This window comes from Psychrobacter sp. UBA6739, from assembly GCF_002453835.1.
Taxonomy (GTDB): Bacteria; Pseudomonadota; Gammaproteobacteria; order Pseudomonadales; family Moraxellaceae; genus Psychrobacter; species Psychrobacter immobilis_A.
Genome location: NZ_DKHR01000035.1, coordinates 53786 through 75881, shown reverse-complemented (window position 1 = coordinate 75881; position 22096 = coordinate 53786). Strand labels below are relative to the sequence as shown.

Genomic DNA, 22096 nt, shown 5'->3' with positions numbered 1-22096 from the left:
TTTTGAAGGCGTTGTAATTGCTAAACGTAACCGCGGTTTAAACTCAGCGTTTACCGTACGTAAAATCTCAAGCGGTGTTGGCGTTGAGCGTGCATTCCAATTGCATTCACCAATCATCGATAGCATCGAAGTGAAACGCCGTGGCGCTGTTCGCCGTGCGAAACTATACTACTTACGTGAGCGCTCTGGTAAATCAGCACGTATCCGCGAAAAGCTTGCTCCGCGTGCACCTAAAGCTGTTAAGCCAAAAGCTAACGCTTAGATTATATCCAGTATCTGCTTTTAAGCATTGTGCTTAATATTGCTTTATTGCTGAACCGTCTATTATGCGATTCGGCAATAGCGAAAAGCCAGATACAAGCCCTTATTCATAGGTTTATCATATAAATAAGCGGGTAGTACCAAAAAAGACAAAACCCCAATCTGTGCGTATGCCAGATTGGGGTTTTTGTTTCTGTTGTTTTAATTAATGCGCTTTAATTAATATGCTTTAAATCACAAATCTAGAGAAACGTTTTAAAAATTGCCTTTAAAGTTCTAACCATCGAGATTTTCGATACGGCTATTTTGGTCTTTAGATTTGCTGTACTTACGCAAGCGTATATAGAGTGTCTTAGTGACGGTAGCGATAATTTTTTGTTGATCATCGACGATATCTGCTTGGTATTCCCGAAATACTGGCTCGCCGTCTTTTGCTAATTCCTGAATCGTGGTGATTTCATTGCTAGGAATTTTTAGGCGCGCAGTGACTTTGCTATTACCAGGAGCAATAAACTCAATATGTGAGCTTTTGTCCCAGACCACGTAACTGCTGCCCAGTTGGTGCATCAGCATTATCATATAGAATGGATCTACCATCGAATACAGGCTGCCGCCAAACTGAGTGCCCACGATGTTTTTGTTCAGCGTATTCAGCCCCATACTTACCACACACAAACCTTGATCGAGATTGAGGTGATCGATTCTGATACCAGCGCCTACGTACGGTGCATAAGTGTTGATACGCAGCTTCAGTAGGTGGGGTGTCAATAACGGCATGATACTTTGTTTGGCTCTGCGTTTTAGCGTTTCAAAATTGGTAGGTAGCAAACTCATAAATTCGTCCTATTGCTTCTTTTATATTTTTTAGTGATACCGTTTGAGTCAAATTTTTTAGTGTACTTCTATCAAAGAGCAGTCACGAAAGGGCATTTATCATAAGTAAAAAATATAAAAACCGCTAGGCTTAAAGCGTAACTGACATGGATTTTCTATAGTTACTTAAAAGTTATAATAAACTATTTATTATAGCTATCTTTAATATTTAGTTATGTGATAACAAATATCTAGATACAGATAATTATTAAGAAAAAGGTCGTTTATTCTAATTTAAAGCCTATATTAAGTGTGTTTTTTCCTCATGGTTTTCTATTAAGTTCAATTTTGTATTAAGTGGAAACTTTAATTTATATATTATAATAGTGTATGGACTTTTTGAGTGGTTCTAAGTTCGCATTTCGAGTTCTTATGTCATACAATGGCTTGCAATTTTTAATGGACGCTTTAGTCACATTAAATTTCACTATCAAATTATCAGTTAAATAAAGCCTCAGTCGACATAAGGAAATGTGATGAGTAACACTCAGATCCCTTCTTCAGGGTCTAATCAGCAGTCATCAAATCCATCTAATTACGACAGCGAGCCATCAGGTAGCTACCTTGATTTACACAAACCAAGCGCAAGCTTTGACAGTCGTGACGCTTATCTAAATCATGAACTACAAATCATGCAGCCAAAACGTTGGCGTCCCAATTTGCCGTTTCGTGATTATCGCTTTGAGTATGAAGATACGATTCCTGCAATGGCGGCGACGATTGGTAAAGTGGTTATGGTGGGTGCTATTGCGGCAACATTTGCAGGTCCACTTGGTTTGGGCGATGCGTTTGTTTTAGAAAACGTTCGTTATGAGCTATTAATCGTTTCATTTTTTATCATCTTATTTTCAGGATTTCTACTCCCGACAGCCAACCTTGCAGGTACTCACGGCCCCCTTATTCCGCTTATTCCTATTGTCGTGGCCGCTGGCGGCCATCCCATGGCCTTTGGTCTGCTCATCGGTGCCTTCGGCTTGCTATTGGCAATCAGTAAAGGGGGCAGTCTGCTGGCAAACTTGACCAGTAAAGGCGTGTGCGGTGGCCTCTTGATTTACTTAGGGTTTATCGGTACCACCTCACAGGTCAAAAACCTCTTTGCTTGGGCAGAAGGTATTGGCATGTCGCATATTGCCTTTTTCATTATTTTGGCTACTATCCTGTTATATGCATTACTTGAGCATTGGCAAAAACGCTGGCTTGCGGTTCCGCTAAGCTGTGTCTTAGGTGGTGGTCTCGCTTTTGCATTGGGTGCGCCCTTCGAGTTCAAAACTGCACCAGGCTTACCAAATATGAATCCAATGTATTGGTGGGGAGAAAACACAGGTTGGATGTTAGGATTACCGACGGTTGAAAGCTTCATTGTCGTACTGCCGTTTGCTATTCTGGCGGTTGCGATGTGGTCACCAGATTTTTTAGGCCATCAGGTCTTTCAAAAAATCAGCTATCCTAAACGTACTGAAAAGGTACTCATGGATATCGATGACACAATGACCAGCGCTTCGTTTCGTCAGGTCGTCGGCTCTGTATTGGGCGGTGCTAACTTTGCGTCATCGTGGGGCACTTATATTGTTCCAGCAGCGATTGCCAAACGTCCAATTCCTGCCGGTGCCTTATTGACGGCTCTATTCTGTATCATTGCAGGTGTCTGGGGTTATCCAATGGATTTGGCTATCTGGCAGCCAGTGATGTGTGTGGCCTTGATCGTTGGGGTGTTTATTCCACTGCTTGAAGCTGGTATGGAAATGACTCGTGAAGGTAAAACCACGCAGTCTGCTGCGATTGTAGTCTTTGCTTCTGCATTGGTGAATCCTGCCTTTGGTTGGTCACTCACGTTGTTGCTCGATAACTTAGGCTTGATTGGCTCTAAAGAACGTAGCGCCAATTTGACTAAAATGAGCCGCTGGATCATACCGGGTATTATGTTTGTGGTATTGACTGGCGTGATGGCTATCGTTGGTATGCTACCGGGTATTCCGGCATTGATGGCTAACTTTCGTCATTAATAACATCTTACTTATCCACGAAAAAGTCAGCCTTAGTGTTGGCTTTTTTATGGGTGATGCTATGATAATAATTGGCTTGTAAAACAATGACTCCCGCCCCATAACTAGCAGTATTATAAGACTTTTAAGAGCAATAAATTCTATGGTCAATGTCTCAGAATCGAGTCCCATCGATGACAAGAAAGCCCGTCTTAAGCATTTAATTCAGCGCCTGCCAAATTTGCCAGGGGTCTATAAGATGCTGGGTAAAAATGGCGATATCTTATATGTCGGTAAAGCCAAGTCACTCAAGAGCCGTGTGAACAGCTACTTTGCTAAAACCATTGACCATCCAAAAACACGGGCGCTAGTGGCACGGATACATAATATTGAAACCATTATTACCCGTAGTGAGACCGAAGCGTTATTGCTCGAGCAAAACTTGATTAAAGAATATCGTCCGCCTTATAACGTACTGTTGCGCGATGACAAATCCTATCTCTATGTGTTTATTTCAGCAGATAAGCCTTACCCGCGATTGGCTTATGGTCGCGGTAAAGGCAATCACCAAAAAGGTCGCTTTTTCGGTCCTTTCCCCTCTGCTCATGCTGCCAAAGAGACACTGGTGCTGATGCAGAAAATGTTTCAAATGCGCCAATGTACCAATACTTTTTTTAAGCAACGTAAGCGTCCTTGTCTTGAGTATCAGATTAAGCGCTGCCGTGCGCCTTGCGTGGGCTTGGTATCGCCTGAAGAATATATGGAAGACGTCAATAATACTATTCGTTTCCTAAAAGGCGACTCTAGCGATATTCATAGCGCTTTGATTGAAAAAATGGAAGCTTCTGCTGAAGAATTAGACTTTGAAAAGGCAGTGTTTTATCGCGACCAGCTGTCTATGCTGCGCGAAGTACAAGCCAAGCAAGCTGTTTATACTGTGCAAGGCGAGGCGGATGTGATTGCTATTGCCAGTCAAGCAGGGATGACTTGTGTCAACGTCTTGACCGTACGTGGCGGGCGTGTGCTTGGCGGTAAGAATTACTTCCCTGATGTTGATAGCAGCGAGCCACTTGCTGATAATTTATCGGCATTTATTACTTCATTTTATTTTCAGGTGACGGATGACTTGCCACCCGAAATCATGTTGAGTCATGAATTACCGGATCAAGTGGCGGTCAGTGAAGCGCTAGCGAGCCATTTTGGCAGTAAAGTCGTGATCAAAACCAGTGTCCGTGAGCACCGTGCCGAATGGTTAGATTTAGCCAAACTCAATACCAATAATGCGCTAAAAACCAAGCTGGGCGACTATTTAGAGCTGCATGCGCGCTTTGGTGCCTTAAAAGATGTCTTAGCGGACGTCACTGATAGAACCGTTGATCGCATAGAGTGTTTTGATATCTCCCATACGATGGGCGAGGCGACCATTGGTAGCTGCGTAGTCTTTGACCAAGGTGGCTCGCGTCGCCGTGATTATCGTCAATATGCGATTCATGACATTGTCGGTGGTGATGACTATGCCGCAATGAAACAAGTGCTGACACGGCGCTATAAAAAGCAGCCATTGCCTGATTTGTTGCTGATTGATGGTGGTAAAGGGCAGCTTGGCATCGCCAAAGAAGTGCTAACCGAGCTGGGTATTCTTGGTGATACTTTGCTGATTAGCGTGGCAAAAGGCGAAGGACGTAAGGCTGGGCTTGAAGTGCTGCATTTTATCGATCATGAGCCGTTAGATTTACCGATGGATAGCAAGGCGCTGCATTTACTGATGCATATTCGCGATGAGGCACATCGTTTTGCGATTACGGCGCATCGTAAGAAGCGTGATAAGCGCCGTTCATCGTCAGTATTAGAGGTGATTCCGGGGCTGGGTGAAAAGCGCCGCCGTGATTTACTCAATCATTTTGGCGGATTGCAACAATTGCTCGGTGCATCGCAGCAAGAATTGGCAGGCGTGCAAGGTATTGGGCCAGTACTTGCAAAAACGGTTTATAAAGTATTGCACGAGTAGGCGTTTACATTCTACCTACCTATCTATCTGTCTGTCTGTCTAAATTTTTAGTAGTAGGGTAAACAGTTTCTAATGTATTACATAGGTAATGGGTACAGTAACTTTTGTTGTAATAACCTCATTATCCTTAGTACCGGCTTTGAATATCATTTTTCTAGCATCACGTAGAGCACTTCGGTCTAATGACACGACGCCTGATGACTCAGTAACAGAAATGGAACTAATTTGACCAGATTTATCAATCAACATGCTCAGGACAACTTCATATTCCTCACCAGCTTTCAAACGTCTAGCTGCTCTGTGTGGAACTGTGAACTGAGGTTGACGCAATATTTCAGCAGGCTTAATAACAGGCTCTCTTATCGCTAGACTCTGACAGCCCGATAGTAATATGCCAGTAAAGATAAAGGGTAGTAGTTTCATAACCAGCTGACCTAGTCTGCTTTTATTTTATAAGTCACAAATTTAAAATCTAGTGCACTTTTTTCATCATGCATTTTCTCAGATTCTTCGGCCACTTCAAACTCATTTGGCAATTCAGGATAAAAAGCGTCGCCATCCGTAATCTCAGTATCGACGTGGGTCAGCTCAATGCGATCGGTATACATCAACGCATCGCTAAAAACGCGCTCGCCACCAATTACCCAAATAGTATCCAGATGCGCACCATGTGCCAGACTTGCCGCTTGCGTTAATGCATCATCTAAATTATGCACCAAGTAAACATTGCTTTTACCGACCAAACCTTTTTGTTCGGCATAATCTAGCTGGCTGCTGATGATGAAGCTCACGCGTTTTGGCAAAGGCTTGCTGCCCATGGATTCAAATGTCTTACGACCCATAATGACGATACCTTGGATCGCACCGTCATTTTGTTTAGTCGTCATGCTTTTAAAATGCTGCAAATCTGCTGAGATATGCCACGGTAGCTCATTATCTTTGCCGATACAGCGGTTGCTACTGATAGCTGCGATTTGGGCAACTTCGGTGTGGGCATAACTCATAACGTATCCTTTTTATTATCTTTTACAATTTTAAGCTTATTTAAATCAGTCAATCAGACAAAGGCTAGACTGCAACCTTTGCCTTAATCGCAGGATGCGACTCGTAACCATCAACGCTAATGTCTTCATATTTGAAAGCAAAAATATCTTTCACATCAGGATTAAGCGTCAGCGTTGGGAGCTTATAAAGCTCACGCGTCAACTGTAATTCAACTTGCTCGCGGTGGTTTTGATAAATATGACAATCGCCACCTGTCCAAATAAATTCGCCCACTTCTAATCCGCATACTTGCGCGACCATATGGGTCAGCAAGGCATAACTGGCAATATTAAATGGCACGCCTAGGAATAAATCTGCTGAACGCTGATAGAGCTGGCATGACAGTTTATTATCCGCCACAAAGAACTGAAATAGCGTATGACAAGGCGGCAGCGCAACTTGATCTGCTTCACCGGGATTCCAACCAGACACAATCAAACGTCTTGAATTGGGATTGGTTTTTATTTGCTCAATGACTTGGGTAATTTGATCGACACCATCGTTATTGTAGCTCCCATCTTCACGCTGGCTTGCGCCATAATTGCGCCACTGATGACCATAGACAGGGCCTAAATCACCAGCAGGGCGGTTAAAGCGTGCCGTCTGTTCAGCCGTTGACCACTCATTCCAAATGCGTACGCCATTGGCTTGTAGATAATCAACATGCGTACTACCACTTAAAAACCAAAATAGCTCATAGACGATAGATTTAAAGTGGACTTTTTTGGTGGTTAATAAGGGGAAACCATCAGCTAAATTAAAACGTAGCTGCGCACCAAAGTGGCTGAGCGTACCAGTGCCAGTACGATCGCCTTTTTCAGTGCCTTCAGTGAGGACAAGATGCAGCAAATCTAGATAGGCTTGCTCATTTTTACGCTGTTTGTTGTTACTAGTAGTGGAGTTGCTCATGGTCATAAAATTGCTCTTCTACGCTATTAAAACGCATAGTTGTATTGTTTTTTAACAGGTTGCTTGATGTGAATTATTGCTTAATAAGCCGACTGCTTACCCCAGTCATAGATACCACGTTTGTAAGCGTATACCAGCATAATGAAACCAATAATAATCATGGGAGCGCTGAGTATCTGCCCTTTGGTCATCCAACCTAGTAATACAAATCCTTGGTCAGCATCTGGTTGGCGGAAAAACTCAATGATGAAGCGGCTGATGCCATAGCCCAATAAAAATACTGCCGATGCTGCCATACGTGGGCGCGGTTTTGATGAGTACCACCATAGGAATAGGAATAATAATAACCCTTCGGCAAGTGCCTCATACAGCTGTGAGGGATGACGAGGTAGCAAATACTGCCCATTTACTTCAAGCATCAACTCTTGCAGCTCAGGGTTGGTTTGCAATTGCTGCATATCAGTAGCAGCCGCTTGCGGGAAGTAGGTAAGCCAGTTGTAGCCACCGTTAGAGACGCGGCCCCATAGCTCGCCATTGATATAATTGCCAATACGACCAAATAATAAGCCTGTTGGCACGCAAGGAACGATAAAGTCCAGCACCTGAAACGGGGTCTTTTTATACTTACGGGCAAAATATAACATGCCCAGTAAGACACCAATCATGCCGCCATGGAAAGACATGCCGCCTTCCCAGACTTTGAAAAGGTAAGCGGGGTTTTGTAAAAATTCACCGAATTGATAAAACAATACATAGCCGACACGACCGCCCAAAATGACGCCAAGTGCGCCAAAAAATACCAAGTCGGACACCATGTCAGTGTTCCAATTGTCACGTTTGGTGCTGCGATACCAAGCCAGACCAAAGGCGGCGGCAAATGCCAACAAATACATTAGGCCATACCAGTGCACTTCTACTGGACCCAAAGACAGCGCTACAGGATCGTACTGAGGATGTATCATCATAAGGGCATCATAAATTTGGTAATAGAATGCTGCTCATAATAGCAAAAATAGCCAGTGAGGCATACCAAATTACGGTGAGGCTCATCTCATGGTAACAACTTATCTGCTACGGGTAACATCTAGAAAGAAAGCCAGAAAACCGCTAAGATATAAAAAAGTTGCTGAAAATAAATGCCATCATAAATATTGCATCATTATATTTAATGAAGCGTTAGATATTGCGCGCTTGCGCTAATGCATCGTATTAATGGATTAACCGTATTTTTAAGGAATGATTATGCAAGCTAAGTTATCAAAAGTAGCAATACTACCTAATTTTTTACCCTCTAAAAAACAGTTGATGCAACTGGGTTTATTTAGCTTAGCGGCTTTAGCTTTGACTCCTGCTCAGGCAGTGAACAGTAGTATTGAGCAAGTGACCATTTATCAGGGCTTAGCTAGTGTGACTCGTGCGTTACCAATCAATGGTAGCGGTGAGCAGACACTGGTTTTTTCTTGTCTGTCCCCTTATATCGATAAAGACAGTGTGAGCGTACAAGCAGCAAAAGGCATCAATATTGGTGAAGTCAGTATCGAGACTTTAAGCGATGAGCAAGCAGCACAGTGTCAGTATCAAGGTGAGGCGAGAGTGCAGACACAGCAAGATAATTTGGCAGTTATCAATGCTGAGTTAGAAGCGGCACGCTTAGCTAAAGCTTACTTGCAGAATTTAACCAAGGTCACGCAAATCAGTACAGATGGCACGCTTGCCAATAATGCGCGCGATCTGGAAACCCAAGCGGTCAGTATCAATAAACGCATACTAGAAATTCAGCAGCGCCAAGCCCGTGCGCAAGATGCGCTCAACCAACTAATGGCGGGCAGCGCGACTTCCACTCAAAATAGTGTGACTCAAGTGAGTGTACGTACTGCCAGTCGAGTACCAAGCAGTGTGAAACTGCACTATCAAGTACGCGGCGCAGGTTGGGAGCCAACGTATCAAGCAAGGCTGAATACTGAAACCAAGCAATTAAATATCATTGCCTCTGCGGTTATTGCCCAGCAGACAGGAGAAAACTGGCTCAATGTTCCTTTGACGCTAAGCTCTGTCAATCCCAATCAAAACACGACCAGCCAATTACCTCGTGTAGAGCGTTTCTCGCTATATGAAGAAGATAGAGAAAACCGGACTATATCTGTACCACCTATGGCGGAAAACATGCCTGTTGTGGTATCTGCAAGAGACAGCTATGGCGGTGCCTCGACACCTAACATGGAGCCACTGCCAAGCTTTACCGTTAGCAGTCAGAATAAAAACGGCATTACCGAATACCGCTTGCCACAGCGTATTAGTATTCCAAGCGATGGCAGGCGCGTACGGACAGTCATTGATGAGCAGTCGGGCAGCAGCAAGCTATGGATTCGTAGTACGCCGAGTGTGGAGGCAGCTGGCTATTGGTATGCATCTGCACCGTTCTTGACACCAGCTTGGGTAGATGGTTCGCTACAGCTATACCGTGATGATAATTATGTCGGGCAGGCGCGCTATAATTATCAAGCGCTCAAAGAGCAAGGTATCGGTTTTGGTATTGACCCTAATACCATCGTAAAGCAGATAGCTGATGAAGATAAGCAGGGTGATAAAGGCGCTTTCAATCGCACGCAAACCTTGACTAACACACAAGCGTATCAATTTACCAATCAGCACAACCGACCTATGCATTTACAAGTATTAGGCAGTGAGCCGATTAGCCGCGACGATAGTCTTAAAGTAACCATCACTCATACACCGCCAGTGACTGAGCGTGACTGGAATGACAATAAAGGTATGGTTGCGTGGGAGTTCGATTTACCAAGTAAACAATCGAAAGTCATACAGTCGACCTCTCAGATTAGTTATCCTGCTAGCAAAAACTTATCAGTGAACTAATTTGTCAGTGAACTAAGTTCACACTTAAATCAAGCTTGGCTGTTTGCTAAGCATATTTTTAGTAAAATTAGGAGTCTTATGTGTATTGTCGCCATCGCTTGGCAACTGTTTGATGAGCTGCCTTTGGTGTTATTGTCCAATCGCGATGAGTTTTTGCAGCGTCCGACAGAACTGCTACATCAATGGGAAGATAAGCCTGTTTTTGCAGGACGCGATGTACAAAGTGGCGGTACTTGGCTAGGTATTCATCAACAGCCCCATCAAGCCAATCATCAAGGTAGTCATCAATACAGTCATCAATACAGTCATCAATACAGTCATCAATACAGTCATCAAGCGCCTAAAGAGTATTATCAGCAAAACGGACGTTGGGCTGCGGTATTAAATTTTCGCGATGGCGTGCAGGCAAGCTCTGATGAGCGCTCACGCGGGGCGCTAGTCACGGATTTCTTAACCAGTGATATCAGCCCGATGGAGTTTGCACGGCAGATTAGTTTGCAAAACTATGCTGGGTTCAATCTCATTATTGGTGATATGACACAAGCCGTTATTGTCAATAATCGTGGTCATGCTCCTATGCCACTATATGCAGGACTGCATGTCATTTCCAATGGTCAGCCTGATGATAGCTGGTTTAAAACTGAAAAGCTGCGAGGCAGGCTGCGCCAAGAAGTATTGCCACTAATCGCTGAGAATAGCGAACCTGAGTACTGGCAAGAAGCTGCCTTTGCGGTACTGTCTGACAATACGCAAGCGCCAGTGGATAAGCTGCCGGAGACTGGAGTGGCTGTTGAGATTGAGCAGATTCTGTCTTCTATTTATATAGAGCCTGTCACTTTTAATCATACGCAAAATAATTTGCCCACTTATGCGACACGTACCCAAAGCATTTTAACCCTGAAATGTCATTCTCAGTTGGCAGATTCAGCAGTGGATGATATTGCTAGATTAGTAAGCCGAGAGTGTCAGCATGATAATTATAAAGAATGTCAGCATGATAGTCATAAGTAGCCTATAGGCTTTTCATCTATTAGCTTTTTCATCTACTCTTAATGAGGCTCACGTACAATTTCCATGAGAAGTTTGATACTACAGTTTTAATATCGAACAAGAGAAAATCACCAATCCCTTTATTAAAGAATGGATTTTACTTTAAATTACTACGTATATGGCGTAATATAAATATAGATGTCACTAAAGTTCATACCAGTTGAGTAAATGTTTATAAAACAAGGAGTGTGAAATGAGCATGATGAAATCACTGATATTTATTGAACCAGGTAAAATTGAAATTGTAGATAAAAAAATCCCCGATGTAGGCCCTAATGATGCCTTGATAAAAATTACGACCACGACCATTTGCGGTACTGACATCCATATCTTTAAAGGTGAGTATGCCGTTGCAAAAGGCTTAACCATTGGTCACGAGCCAGTAGGTATCATTGAAAAGCTTGGTAGCACAGTCATGGGCTATGAAGAAGGGCAGCGAGTCATTGCTGGCGCCATTTGCCCAACGTTTACCTCCTATGCCAGTCAAGATGGTTTCCCTTCACAAGACGGTGGCTATCTTGATGCAGATGGTAGATGTTCTTGTCACGGTTATAAAGCCACAGGCGGCTGGCGTTTTGGTAATCACATTGACGGTACGCAAGCAGAGTATGTGCTAGTGCCAGATGCGCAGGCCAATCTATGTCCAGTGCCAGATGGACTGACGGATGAGCAAGTGTTGATGTGCCCTGACATTATGTCGACAGGCTTCAAAGGCGCAGAAAACGCCAATATTCAGATTGGTGATGTGGTTGCTATCTTTGCACAAGGCCCTATCGGTTTATGCGCTACTGCTGGAGCAAGGATTAAAGGCGCGTCACTGATTATCGCTGTCGATGGCAATAATGAACGTTTGGCCATGGCAAAGAAACTGGGAGCAGATATTACTCTAAACTTCACGGAAGTTGACGTGGTTGATGAGATCATGAAAATCACTGGTGGTCGCGGGGTGGATAGCAGTATCGAGGCGTTAGGTTTACAGTCTACGTTCGAGAAATGTCTCAAAATATTAAAACCAGGCGGTACACTCTCAAGCTTGGGTGTGTATTCTGAAGATTTAGTCATTCCAATGGCTCATTTCGCCTCTGGTCTTGGCGATCATACGATAAGAACGGCTCTCTGCCCAGGAGGTAAAGAGCGTATGCGCCGACTGATGAATGTCATCGAGTCTGGTCGAGTGGATTTATCAGAGATGGTGACGCATACCTATGCCTTGGATGATATCGTAGAGGCCTATGACTTGTTCATGCATCAGCGTGACGGCGTACTAAAAATTGCTATCAAGCCATAATTATTTCGCAAGATATAATCGCTATACAATAGAAAAGCCTGCATCTAAAGGATACAGGCTCTTCTATTACGTGTTACTTTTAATCAAAATGTCAGTTCATCCTATCAACAAGTGATTGTCTTGTTCAGGAATAATCAGCTCTTGTCTTAGAGGTAGCTCAGGCACTAGCTCTTGCAAGGCACGGCGGTATACCCCGCGTTTAAAATGAATCACTTGTCCAAGTGGATACCAGTAACTGACCCATTGCCAATGGTCAAATTCTGGTTTGCCCTCATCAAAGCGGATATGTTGAGTGTTCGTCTCATCTAAGCGTAGCAAAAACCATTTCTGTTTTTGCCCAATACATAAAGGGTGCTGTCCATGCCGCACATAGCGTTTTGGCAGACGATAACGCAACCAATCTTGCGTCACTGCCAATAAGTCTACATGACGCGGATGCAGGCCGACCTCTTCCCAGAGCTCGCGATACATCGCATCCATCGGCGTCTCCCCACGGTCGATACCGCCTTGTGGGAACTGCCAAGCGTTGTGACCAATACGTTTTGCCCACAGAACCTGCCCTTGTGTATTTGCCAAGATGATGCCGACATTGGCGCGAAAGCCGTCTGCATCTATCATGATTAAACCTTTTTAATTTATTTAAAATAGCTTATTTTGAGCTAGAACCGTGACAGCAATCATAATTATTATAAGGTGATGGTTGTCGATATTAGGTCAAAATAAGATTCATTACCGTTATTAAACCAAGAAACAAGCAAAATGTGTAACAGTATTTTGCTATAAAATGTTTCACGAGCTTAACTGTTTAAAATCAACCAGTTATAATTAAACTTTTGTAATGTTTTTTGGGGAATCTTACTGCAAAGATAGGTTCGAACTATAAGAGGGTAGGTTTGAATAATAAACAGTAGGCGGTGTATGAATGTGAATTCACTGCTAAGAAAATTTTAGTAAAAAGGTTTAATTAAAAATAAGGCTGCAAAAGACAAATAGGTGAGCCATTCATAATGATAATGATTTTGGATGATAAGGGCTCGATAAAATGTGCCATTGGCTTATGCTACACTAGCCAAGTAAAACATATTGCCAGAAAATAAAAATCGGGCAACGAGCTAATTAAAATAAGGAATGGTCAAGATGTCAGAGTCAAAAGCAAGTGTAACGTGGCAAGAAAACAAAGCATTTATGGGCGTGTCACCATCAGGGCATAATGTACAGATCGATGCCGATAAAGAAAAAGGCGCAAGTCCGATGGAGCTGATTCTATTGGGGCTTGGTGGTTGTGCTAGCTATGATGTGGTAGCGATTTTACAAAAATCGCGCCAAGAGGTGACAGACGTACGTTGTGAGCTTACCGCTCAGCGTGCTGAAACTGTACCAGCTGTCTATACTGACATTCACATGCATTTTGTGGTGACAGGTCAAGATGTCAAAGAAAGCCAAGTAGAGAAGGCCATAAAACTGTCCGCAGAAAAATACTGCTCAGCCAGTAGAATGTTGGTACAAGGTGGGGTGAACGTCACCCATGATTTCGAAGTGATTGCAGGGTAGGGGCAAGTATACTAATGAATGCACTTCTGGAATTAGTCTCTGATACCGCAGCGTCCGCCATTTGGGCGATGGTCATAGCAAGTTTACTACCGCTTGCCATGGCATTGACAGCGAAAGCTATTGGCGGCTTTAATTTGGCTGACAATGCCCATCCACGTGATTTTTTACAAGGTACGACGGGCGCGGCCGCACGTGCTAACGCTGCCCAGCAAAACAGCTATGAAACTTTGCCAATATTTTTGGCGGCTGTTTTAACGGCGATGTTATTCTTTGTACCACAATCGATTATCAATATACTGGCTTGGTTGTACGTGCTGATTCGTATCGGTTTTTGCGTGGCTTATATTACTAATTTGGCGACGTTTCGCTCCATACTTTGGGTGTTATCGATTGCCTGTTGTTTGATGCTATTCTATTTAGCGATTAGAGTGAGTATTTAATATTAGTCGTTAGACAGCTTAGTTTTAAAACAGATTGGCTTTAAGATAAAAGCAGCTATTATTGGCGCACACTGGCTTGCAGTGCACTAATGATAGCTGCTTTATTTTTTTCTCTTTTAATACTGTCCCATAAAACTTTTGCTTCGCTATAGCCTTTGATGAGCATTGCTAACCACTGCTTGTAACGACCAACCAAGATAACTTCAGTTTTAGCCTGACCTTCCAAAAATCTTATCTGATGGGTGACCATCGCTTCCCACGACAACGTTGCCGCACTTAGCAGGGCATCATCTGAACCGCAATCAACACGAGCAACCAAATCTGGACGGGTAACCGCGCCGCGACCTAACATCAAATGTTTTGTACCAGCTTGCGTCATACAGTTTTGCGCGTGCTCTGCATTCCATATTTCACCGTTGGCAATGACTGGAATATCTAACCCATTAAAACTTTGAATCTTGTCCCAATAGGCTGGCGGCTTATAGCCTTGAGTTTTGGTCCGCGCATGAATGGTCAGCCAATCAGTACCACTGTCGCTAATCGCAGCTTTGATATCATCCATACGACTGGTATCGGTGTAACCTAAACGAATTTTGGCTGATACTGGAATATGAACGGGAACAGCTTGCCGCACAGCGCTGATAATCTGATACATGGTTTCGGGTTCATCCAATAATACTGAACCACCACGGTGGCTATTGACCGTCTTGGCAGGGCAACCAAAGTTGATGTCAATCGCCGGCGCACCAAGCGCGGCAGCATAAGCAGCATTTTCTGCCATGAGTTGCGCTTCACTACCAAGCAATTGGACATGAATAGGCGTGCCAGAGGCAGTCTTGGCATCATGACGCAGTTCTGGAACGTATTTATAAAATACATGCGCAGGCAATACGTGTTGAGTCACACGGATAAATTCGCTAACCGACCAATCATAAGGGCGACCCAAGTCTGATGCAATTTGCGTGAGAATTTGCCGCATTAATGGGTCGGTCAAGCCTTCCATTGGTGCAAGGAGGCGGACGGGATTGGCGAATAACTGACGGATGGTATTTTGACGTATTTGAAGTTGCTGATTAGTATTCATGCTTGTTGTTCACTGCTAAAAGGGTACTATTAAAGGATTGCCATAAAGACAGGTAGGCTAGAGGTTTAGAGTGGCAAATACAGAGAGTGACTAACTGAGGAAAATTAAGTATTACCAAAAATCACTTTTTTGCCTGTCTGCAAACCAGATATCAAGTCTTTAATATTATGGATGTCCAAATTGCTCTGGGCACGTGTGCAAGCGACGTAGAGCAAACGCAACTCTTCAGGGCTTATTTTGACCGCATTAGTCGTCACATCATAATAGAAATCATCGTCCAGCTGTACCTTTCCCCATTCGAGCCCTTTCGCCTTATGTGCAGTGGAGATAACATAGTCAGCATTTTCGATACTGGTGAGACTATTGACCGCTTGGCTCAGGACATTGGTGCCATGATCATCGACGAGTTTCACCAGTGTTTTTAGATCACTGCCTTCATTGGTTTCAGAATACTCTTGCACATCACCCCAATTATAGAAATACGCCAGTTCAGGTACACCGTACGCCGATTTACCATTCTTTAAATTTTCGGCTGCCTGACAAAATTTAAGCATACGATCGGTATCGGCTTGTAGCGCCACGCGGTGTCCCAATTTTAATCCAGTCAATAATTGCGACATTGCGGCGGCATTAGTGCGGCAAAGGATGGCATCTTTTTTACTATGTACCATACCCTTATCAGTAGAAGATTGCTTATTAGGATTGCCTTTTAACGGGACGTCTTCTTGCAATGCTTTGAGCAAAGTATTGGCAATCTCAGCAATTGGTTCGCCAAAACGAAATGACTGGGTCAATAAGGTTTGTGGTAAGGGTAGTTTTTTCATCGCATTGACTGCGCCGCGCCATTCATAAATCTGCTGATGAGCGTCACCCACATAAATCACTTGCCGTGGCTGCTGGGTCAAAATTCCCATCATCAAGGGATCGGCATCTTGGGCTTCATCAAACAAAATAAAATCAGCGGGAATACTAGGCTTCGATAATGCCCACAATTTAAGATAAATATCATGCCCGATACCAGCAGGATGGCGTGCATCAATTGACTGTAACCAGCGCTGCTCAACAGCAGGGTAGAGCATTTCACGCAGCTGCTCGGCATCAGAATCATCGAGCCAGCTGGGAAACAATATATGTCTAGGGGCAGGATAACTGGCATGGGTACTACAAAAATTGCTGACAGCATCACTGACGAATCGCGATAGTCGGGCTGGGGTGAGAGTAATATATTTGTTTATACCATCCATTTGCCGACGTACTTGGACGGGCTGCAAACCCAAATCATCACCCAAACGCTTGGGTGAAAAACGCGGCAACGACAGCTTAGCAGTGATATCGCGGGCGACATGCCGATAAGCAAGCGAATGAAAGGTGCGACATTCCACATGCGGTGGAAACTTTGAGCGAGCATCATTGGCAATCGTCTTGTTAAAAGCTAAATATAAGCCACGTCCACGCAAACGCTCACCAATCAGTTTTAAGGTCGTCGTTTTACCAGCACCCGCATAAGCCACTACTTTAAATGACTTGTGATCCATCGCCATGTTGAGCGCGCTCAGCTGCTCATCAGTGGGATCGCTCATATAAGCTGGCATAGATGCGGACATAAAAAATTACCTAAAAGAGTAAAACGGATCAAAAATGACGGGGGTAAAAAAAGCCACTGCATAGACAATGGCTGACTCATCATGTGCACTTGCAAAATACTTGCAAGTGCACATGACAATAATAAAAAAACTGATAGAAAATAAAGGTAGAAATAAGCAGGTTATAGTAACAGATTAGCGCGTTGGCTGTTTTTGGAATAAGTGTCTGATTAGTGATGTTATTCTTTATTTAACCCTGTATCGCTTGCTAAGGCAGGACTGTGCTCTTCTTTAATTAAAATTTTCGCTAAAAATAATCCTAGCTCAAACAACAACCACATCGGAATGGCGAGCATCAACATCGACACCCCATCAGGCGGCGTCACCACCGCAGCAACGGCGAAACAGCCGACAATAATATAACGGCGTTTATCTTCTAAGCTCTGAATGGAGACGACGCCCGTCAATATCAATAGCAAGGTGACGACTGGAATCTCAAAGGTTAAACCAAAGACCATAAAGAGTTTGAGTGCAAAACTTAAATAACTATCGATGTCGGTCATCGGCAAGACGTTCTGCGGCGCGAACATAATAAAAAATTTGAGAACGCCTTTAAGGACAATAAAATAAGAGAAAGCCACACCCGCATAAAATAAAAATATAGAGGACATCAAAACGGGAATGGCGATTTTTTTCTCTTTCTTATATAAACCGGGTGCGACAAACGACCAGATTTGATATAAAATGTAGGGCATTGCAAAGAATGCAGCGACAAAAACAGTCAGGCGTATCGGTGCCATAAAGTTGGAAGTGATATCCGTCGCGATCATCGTTGAGTTGGCAGGCAACTGGGCAACCAATGGGTTGGACAAAAAATCATAGAGCTCGCGTGAAAATCCGACCAAAGCCAAGAATATTACCAGTACGGCAACACATATCTTAATCAAATGACGACGCAGCTCAATCAAATGCTCAGTAATTGGCATATCGCCAAGTGAGCTTAGAATATCGCCAGAGTCCTCAGTATTGCTATCGACATTACCATCAATGGTAGCTGTTGAGGTCTCGATATCTGAATCCGCGACTTTTTCTTGACGGCTTTTTTTACGTTTAAATAAGCCCACTAATGACTCTCCTGCTCATTAACAGAAGCCTGTTTAGGTAAAGGACTGTCTATATGGCTGTTTAGTAAGATATCGGCTTTATAATTTGGTAAGTAGGGCGGTTGCGGCAAACGACGCGCTTTATCATAAGCACCAAGACGAAACCACATATTTTCCCACGGTCTAGTTGTGATGGTTTGAGACACTGGATTGGCGTTATCACCACAGTCAGTTTTTAGACTATCATTATCGCCTTGTGCCGATGACTGCTCAGGGCTTTCTGGTTTCTCAGCCTGTCTATTACTGTCATAGGCGTAGTCAAACGCTTTTGGCTGCACTGGTCGATTATCATCATTCTCACTACTGGCTTGACTACTTTGTCTAGGCGTATTGTCATCGCCTGAATCACGCGATGCTTTTAAATTCTGGTTTTGCGAGGATTCAAACTCTTGCATACTGCCGCGCATCTCCGCCATCTCACGCCTCATATCTGCTTCAGTCTGGCGAATTTTGGCAAGCTCTTTTTGCATAAGCTGGCGGGTCTCTGCCAAATCAAGTTCAGCTTCGATTTCAGATTGCAGGGTGGATACCGTGCGGCGAATTTTGGCATACCACTGCCCAGCGGTACGCGCTGCCTGTGGCAGTTTTTCTGGGCCCAAGACGATTAGGGCGATAACACCAAAGAGGAGTAGTTCAGAAAAGCCGATATCAAACATAATGTTCCAATGTCACTGTCTAAAAGGTCACTGTCTAGAGGCTATACATTATGTGTGTCATCAACCTTGGTGGTTGTTGGGCGCTCTTCAGTGTGTGCATTGCCATCATGATCGAGCACTACATGCTTTTTAGCATGCTCAGTATTTTCGTCTTTGACCGCTTCTTTGAAGCCTTTGACTGCGCCGCCCAAATCTTTGCCAGCATTTCTAAGCTTTGAGGTGCCAAATACGACTACCACTACCACCAATAAAATCAGCCAATGCGTAATAGAAAAACTACCCATAAAGGTATCCTTGTGTCTTGGTTTTCAGTCTTTGTATGCCTACTTTGGGTGTTTCGAATATCGTTATACTCAATAAACAGCTTCGACATACAATGCGAAGTAAAACAGAGCTATATTATAACCTGCACTTGTGACAAAAAGGTGAAATCAACAATAATCAAACAGGGCAAGCGCCAAGCTTATAGAAACTATCGAGCCGCCTTTTCATCGATACCTGATAGACCAAAACGTCGACCTAGCTCATTTAATACCGCATCCGACTCAATATCGAACCACGCCAGTCCAACCAATGTATGAAACCAGACATCGGCCACCTCATAGATGAGCTCGTGACGAGCGTCATCATATTGCGCTTTATTGCTATTTTCGTCGCAATTGGCAAAATCTTTGGCGGCAATGATACTTTCAGTACTTTCTTCGCCAACTTTCTCTAAAATTTTATTTAAACCCTTTGCGTATAAGCTTGCCACGTACGAGCTATCAGCATCCGCTTGTTTACGCTCTGCCAATACACCGTCAAGCTGTTGCAAAATAGAGCGATTGGTAGTTTCGTTGTCATGGTGACTGTGCTTGGCATCTGAAGGGATTACATCGTGAGCCTGCGTCTCGTTAGTTTCAGGAGTGGCTTTTTCTGCATCGCTTGAATGATAAATATCAGCAGGGTCTTTTAATACCTTATCGACGGTTTGCCATTCCGGCGTTTGGCCCGACAAATCTAAACGCTGATAGAAGCAAGACTCGCGACCAGTATGGCAAGCGATACCGCCAGCCTGAGTGACACTAAGTACAATCACGTCTGCATCACAGTCCAAGCGAATATCATGTACGGTCTGAGTATGACCCGATGACTCGCCCTTATGCCACAATTTGGCACGTGAGCGCGAAAAATAAACCGCTGTCTGCGTTTGCGCAGTTAACTGTAGTGCTTCGGCATTCATCCAAGCCATCATCAAAATACGCCCAGACTTATGATCTTGAGCAATTGCAGGAATCAAACCATCATCATTAAATTTTATGGCAGCCAGCCAAGCAGGTAAAGTCATAATATATCTGTCTTCTTGTTTATATAGAAATCAAAGGGGAATAAATGAATCGTAACGGATTCTATTTATGGTCTGAATAAAAAAGCAGTTGGCGTTAGGGCATGTCCTCAATATCAAATCCTGTAGAGATGTGGGTACAGCGCTTCTTTCATAATTTTATCAAGCGCAATGGATTTATTGAGGCGAAAGTCATAATTGACAAAATGCTGCCGCGCCTTGGCTACTGTTTCTCCAGTATGCATACGGGTAATTTTTATCACTATAGTGCCACCATTATCGTATAACGGTTCAACGCCTACTTCAAATAATAGCTCTTCACGCGCCCGTATGCGACTGACAATAATTAGTTGTAACTCATCGATAATTAAACCGTGATAATCTGCATCGATCTCTTTAATACCTTTAGAGTAAAAAAATCTTTGCCGCGCCTCACATAGCAACGCCGTCAATGATTCGAGCGTCAGGTACTGAGCCATATCAAGCTCAATATGACGCACACGCATCACTGTTTCAAAGACAAATATGTCGTTATCAAAGTCTAATTCTTGTTTTGACACGTTATCTCCTAGATTGATTGCAGGCTATGAGTGCTGCTAATCATGGTGTAGGTTGGTAGCGTCATCATCGTACGATAGACGCTCGATAAGTGTGATAAATAACTCTGTATTATTAATGCTCAGCTTATAGTAAGGTTCAGTCTCTACTTAAGCACAGCTTAAGCTGACATTCAATCTATTTGGCGGTGAATCCGCAGTTTTATGAGTATTTTGACTAAAATCTTTATAAATGGGCTCATACCCATTATCCACTGTCATGCCTACTAGGGCGTGTCCTCATTTTAAAAATGATGATAAGAATGAGATAAATTGCCGTCAAACAAGGAAAATAGCGCAAATAATATCGAGATATGAACCAGCTATTTGACTTAGCTTGGCAGAATTTAACCGTTTTTAGTCCATTTATTTGCTTTCGTTCAGATTGAGGACACGCCCTAGGCGAGGCGTAAAAGTTTCCTTGGCAAAACAGTGCATTATCTGCTAAAATACCGCCTCCCACCTCGAGGCAAATAGAGGTTTAGTGGGTGTTTTTACAGCCACTATTCGTTATTAACTATTTGACGACCAGGTTCTATCAAAGACAAAGAGGCAAATCATCATGAAAGTTAAGATGAAAACCAGAAGCGGTGCAGCTAAACGCTTCAAAAAAACAGCGAACGGCTTCAAGCGTAAGCAAGCAAACAAAAGCCATATCTTGACCAAGAAATCAGCTAAGCGTATTCGCCAGTTGCGCGGTCTAAAGATGGTGGACAAGTCTGACGAAGCAGCAGTTCGTCGCATGTGCCCATACATCTAGTAGGCTATCGTCATTTAGCTTTAATTAAGCGCTGTTTAATTTATAGCGACTAGATTAAAAATATCTGACTTTGCAATCTGATAGCGATGTCTACTATTCGATGACATCGTGATTCGTTTAATAATGATTAAAGAAATCTTGGAGTAATTTATGGCCCGTGTAAAACGTGGTGTACAGGCGAATCGTCGTCACAAAAAAATCCTAAAACGCGCAAAAGGCTACTACGGTGCCCGTTCACGTGTTTACCGCGTAGCGGTACAAGCAGTGACCAAAGCTGGTCAATATGCTTATCGTGACCGTCGCAACAAAAAACGTACCTTCCGTCGTCTTTGGATTGCACGTATCAATGCTGGTGCACGCTTAAACGGTTTAAGCTACAGCCGCTTTATCAATGGCATGAAATTGGCTAACATCACTGTCGATCGTCGTGTACTTGCTGACATCGCTATGCATGATGCAGCGACTTTCACAGCGTTGGTTGAAAAAGCAAAAGCGGCATTAGCATAAATATTAACCTTCCTTTAGGGTTGCTGCTTGTTTAGTCAGAATTTACAAGTAGTTATCTATATGGACAGGGATAATATTGATTAATAGTATGATATTAATAAAAGCTACCGCTGGTCGGTGGCTTTTTTTATATCACATTATCT

The 22096-nt window shown here is 43.4% G+C and carries 23 protein-coding genes; 10 read left to right on the top strand and 13 right to left on the bottom strand.

All coding sequences use genetic code 11. The features are described from left to right. A partial coding sequence (gene rplS, locus B2575_RS08425; RefSeq protein ID WP_296241224.1) for a 50S ribosomal protein L19 occupies positions 1-262 on the top strand: 262 nt, incomplete at its 5' end. Positions 263-537: 275 nt separating this feature from the next. Here rplS and B2575_RS08420 read toward each other — a convergent pair. After that, on the bottom strand, positions 538-1095 hold the full coding sequence (locus B2575_RS08420; RefSeq protein WP_198330012.1) for a DUF4442 domain-containing protein: 558 nt from the start codon (positions 1093-1095) through the stop codon (positions 538-540). 515 nt (positions 1096-1610) lie between these two features. Here B2575_RS08420 and B2575_RS08415 point away from each other — a divergent pair. Both B2575_RS08415 and uvrC read left to right on the top strand, forming a co-directional pair. Next, on the top strand, positions 1611-3137 hold the full coding sequence (locus tag B2575_RS08415) for a DUF3360 family protein (RefSeq protein WP_045452432.1): 1527 nt from the start codon (positions 1611-1613) through the stop codon (positions 3135-3137). Positions 3138-3279: 142 nt separating this feature from the next. Continuing rightward, a complete protein-coding gene (gene uvrC, locus B2575_RS08410) occupies positions 3280-5124 on the top strand; it encodes an excinuclease ABC subunit UvrC (RefSeq protein WP_296241220.1) in 1845 nt (614 codons plus the stop codon). Positions 5125-5193: 69 nt separating this feature from the next. Here the strand turns inward: uvrC and B2575_RS08405 are convergent, their stop codons facing one another. The 4 genes from B2575_RS08405 to lgt all read right to left on the bottom strand — a co-directional run bounded on the left by B2575_RS08405 (position 5194) and on the right by lgt (position 8042). After that, positions 5194-5547, bottom strand: coding sequence for an energy transducer TonB (locus B2575_RS08405; protein WP_201502842.1), 354 nt, complete (start codon positions 5545-5547; stop codon positions 5194-5196). Between the two features lie 11 nt (positions 5548-5558). Then, a complete protein-coding gene (locus tag B2575_RS08400; protein ID WP_296241218.1) occupies positions 5559-6128 on the bottom strand; it encodes a dihydrofolate reductase in 570 nt (189 codons plus the stop codon). A 64-nt stretch (positions 6129-6192) separates the two neighbouring features. Further along, positions 6193-7077: a thymidylate synthase gene (locus B2575_RS08395; protein WP_296241231.1), complete on the bottom strand. Its 885-nt coding sequence runs from the start codon at positions 7075-7077 to the stop codon at positions 6193-6195. 80 nt (positions 7078-7157) lie between these two features. Beyond that, entirely contained in the window at positions 7158-8042 is an 885-nt protein-coding gene (lgt, locus tag B2575_RS08390) for a prolipoprotein diacylglyceryl transferase (RefSeq protein ID WP_087813630.1), read from the bottom strand. A gap of 277 nt (positions 8043-8319) precedes the next feature. On the opposite strand from lgt, the gene B2575_RS08385 reads away from it, so the two are divergent. The 3 genes from B2575_RS08385 to B2575_RS08375 all read left to right on the top strand — a co-directional run bounded on the left by B2575_RS08385 (position 8320) and on the right by B2575_RS08375 (position 12289). Continuing rightward, the gene (locus B2575_RS08385) at positions 8320-9951 is read left to right on the top strand and encodes a DUF4139 domain-containing protein (protein ID WP_296241216.1); all 1632 of its coding nucleotides are present in this window, start codon (positions 8320-8322) and stop codon (positions 9949-9951) included. A 78-nt stretch (positions 9952-10029) separates the two neighbouring features. Next, entirely contained in the window at positions 10030-10962 is a 933-nt protein-coding gene (locus tag B2575_RS08380) for an NRDE family protein (protein WP_296241213.1), read from the top strand. A 232-nt stretch (positions 10963-11194) separates the two neighbouring features. After that, positions 11195-12289, top strand: a complete 1095-nt coding sequence (locus B2575_RS08375; protein ID WP_296241210.1) for an NAD(P)-dependent alcohol dehydrogenase — start codon at positions 11195-11197, stop codon at positions 12287-12289. A gap of 96 nt (positions 12290-12385) precedes the next feature. Here the strand turns inward: B2575_RS08375 and B2575_RS08370 are convergent, their stop codons facing one another. Next, positions 12386-12907 carry an RNA pyrophosphohydrolase gene (locus tag B2575_RS08370; protein WP_045452438.1) on the bottom strand — a complete coding sequence of 174 codons (522 nt, stop codon included), beginning with the start codon at positions 12905-12907 and terminating at the stop codon, positions 12386-12388. Positions 12908-13426: 519 nt separating this feature from the next. Between B2575_RS08370 and B2575_RS08365 the strand changes: the two genes are divergently transcribed. Continuing rightward, positions 13427-13840: an OsmC family protein gene (locus B2575_RS08365; RefSeq protein ID WP_055125345.1), complete on the top strand. Its 414-nt coding sequence runs from the start codon at positions 13427-13429 to the stop codon at positions 13838-13840. Positions 13841-13854: 14 nt separating this feature from the next. Beyond that, on the top strand, positions 13855-14280 hold the full coding sequence (locus B2575_RS08360) for an MAPEG family protein (RefSeq protein WP_055125344.1): 426 nt from the start codon (positions 13855-13857) through the stop codon (positions 14278-14280). Between the two features lie 58 nt (positions 14281-14338). Here B2575_RS08360 and B2575_RS08355 read toward each other — a convergent pair whose 3' ends face one another. The 7 genes from B2575_RS08355 to B2575_RS08325 all read right to left on the bottom strand — a co-directional run bounded on the left by B2575_RS08355 (position 14339) and on the right by B2575_RS08325 (position 20650). Then, positions 14339-15364 carry a tRNA dihydrouridine synthase gene (locus tag B2575_RS08355; RefSeq protein ID WP_296241204.1) on the bottom strand — a complete coding sequence of 342 codons (1026 nt, stop codon included), beginning with the start codon at positions 15362-15364 and terminating at the stop codon, positions 14339-14341. 104 nt (positions 15365-15468) lie between these two features. Further along, positions 15469-16968, bottom strand: a complete 1500-nt coding sequence (locus B2575_RS08350) for a UvrD-helicase domain-containing protein (RefSeq protein WP_055125342.1) — start codon at positions 16966-16968, stop codon at positions 15469-15471. 218 nt (positions 16969-17186) lie between these two features. Continuing rightward, positions 17187-18071, bottom strand: a complete 885-nt coding sequence (gene tatC, locus B2575_RS08345; protein ID WP_296241199.1) for a twin-arginine translocase subunit TatC — start codon at positions 18069-18071, stop codon at positions 17187-17189. Further along, entirely contained in the window at positions 18071-18766 is a 696-nt protein-coding gene (tatB, locus tag B2575_RS08340; protein ID WP_296241196.1) for a Sec-independent protein translocase protein TatB, read from the bottom strand. The genes tatC and tatB overlap by 1 nt, the downstream gene beginning before the upstream one ends. A 41-nt stretch (positions 18767-18807) precedes the next feature. Next, complete coding sequence (gene tatA, locus B2575_RS08335) at positions 18808-19050, bottom strand: Sec-independent protein translocase subunit TatA (protein ID WP_045445916.1); 243 nt, start codon at positions 19048-19050, stop codon at positions 18808-18810. A gap of 188 nt (positions 19051-19238) precedes the next feature. After that, positions 19239-20093, bottom strand: coding sequence for a bifunctional phosphoribosyl-AMP cyclohydrolase/phosphoribosyl-ATP diphosphatase HisIE (gene hisIE / locus B2575_RS08330; RefSeq protein WP_296241193.1), 855 nt, complete (start codon positions 20091-20093; stop codon positions 19239-19241). Between the two features lie 113 nt (positions 20094-20206). Then, positions 20207-20650, bottom strand: a complete 444-nt coding sequence (locus B2575_RS08325) for a thioesterase (protein ID WP_198329999.1) — start codon at positions 20648-20650, stop codon at positions 20207-20209. 598 nt (positions 20651-21248) lie between these two features. Here B2575_RS08325 and rpmI point away from each other — a divergent pair. Both rpmI and rplT read left to right on the top strand, forming a co-directional pair. Continuing rightward, a complete protein-coding gene (rpmI, locus tag B2575_RS08320; protein ID WP_010197866.1) occupies positions 21249-21446 on the top strand; it encodes a 50S ribosomal protein L35 in 198 nt (65 codons plus the stop codon). A 150-nt stretch (positions 21447-21596) separates the two neighbouring features. After that, complete coding sequence (gene rplT / locus B2575_RS08315; RefSeq protein ID WP_025651520.1) at positions 21597-21953, top strand: 50S ribosomal protein L20; 357 nt, start codon at positions 21597-21599, stop codon at positions 21951-21953. Positions 21954-22096 lie beyond the last annotated feature (143 nt).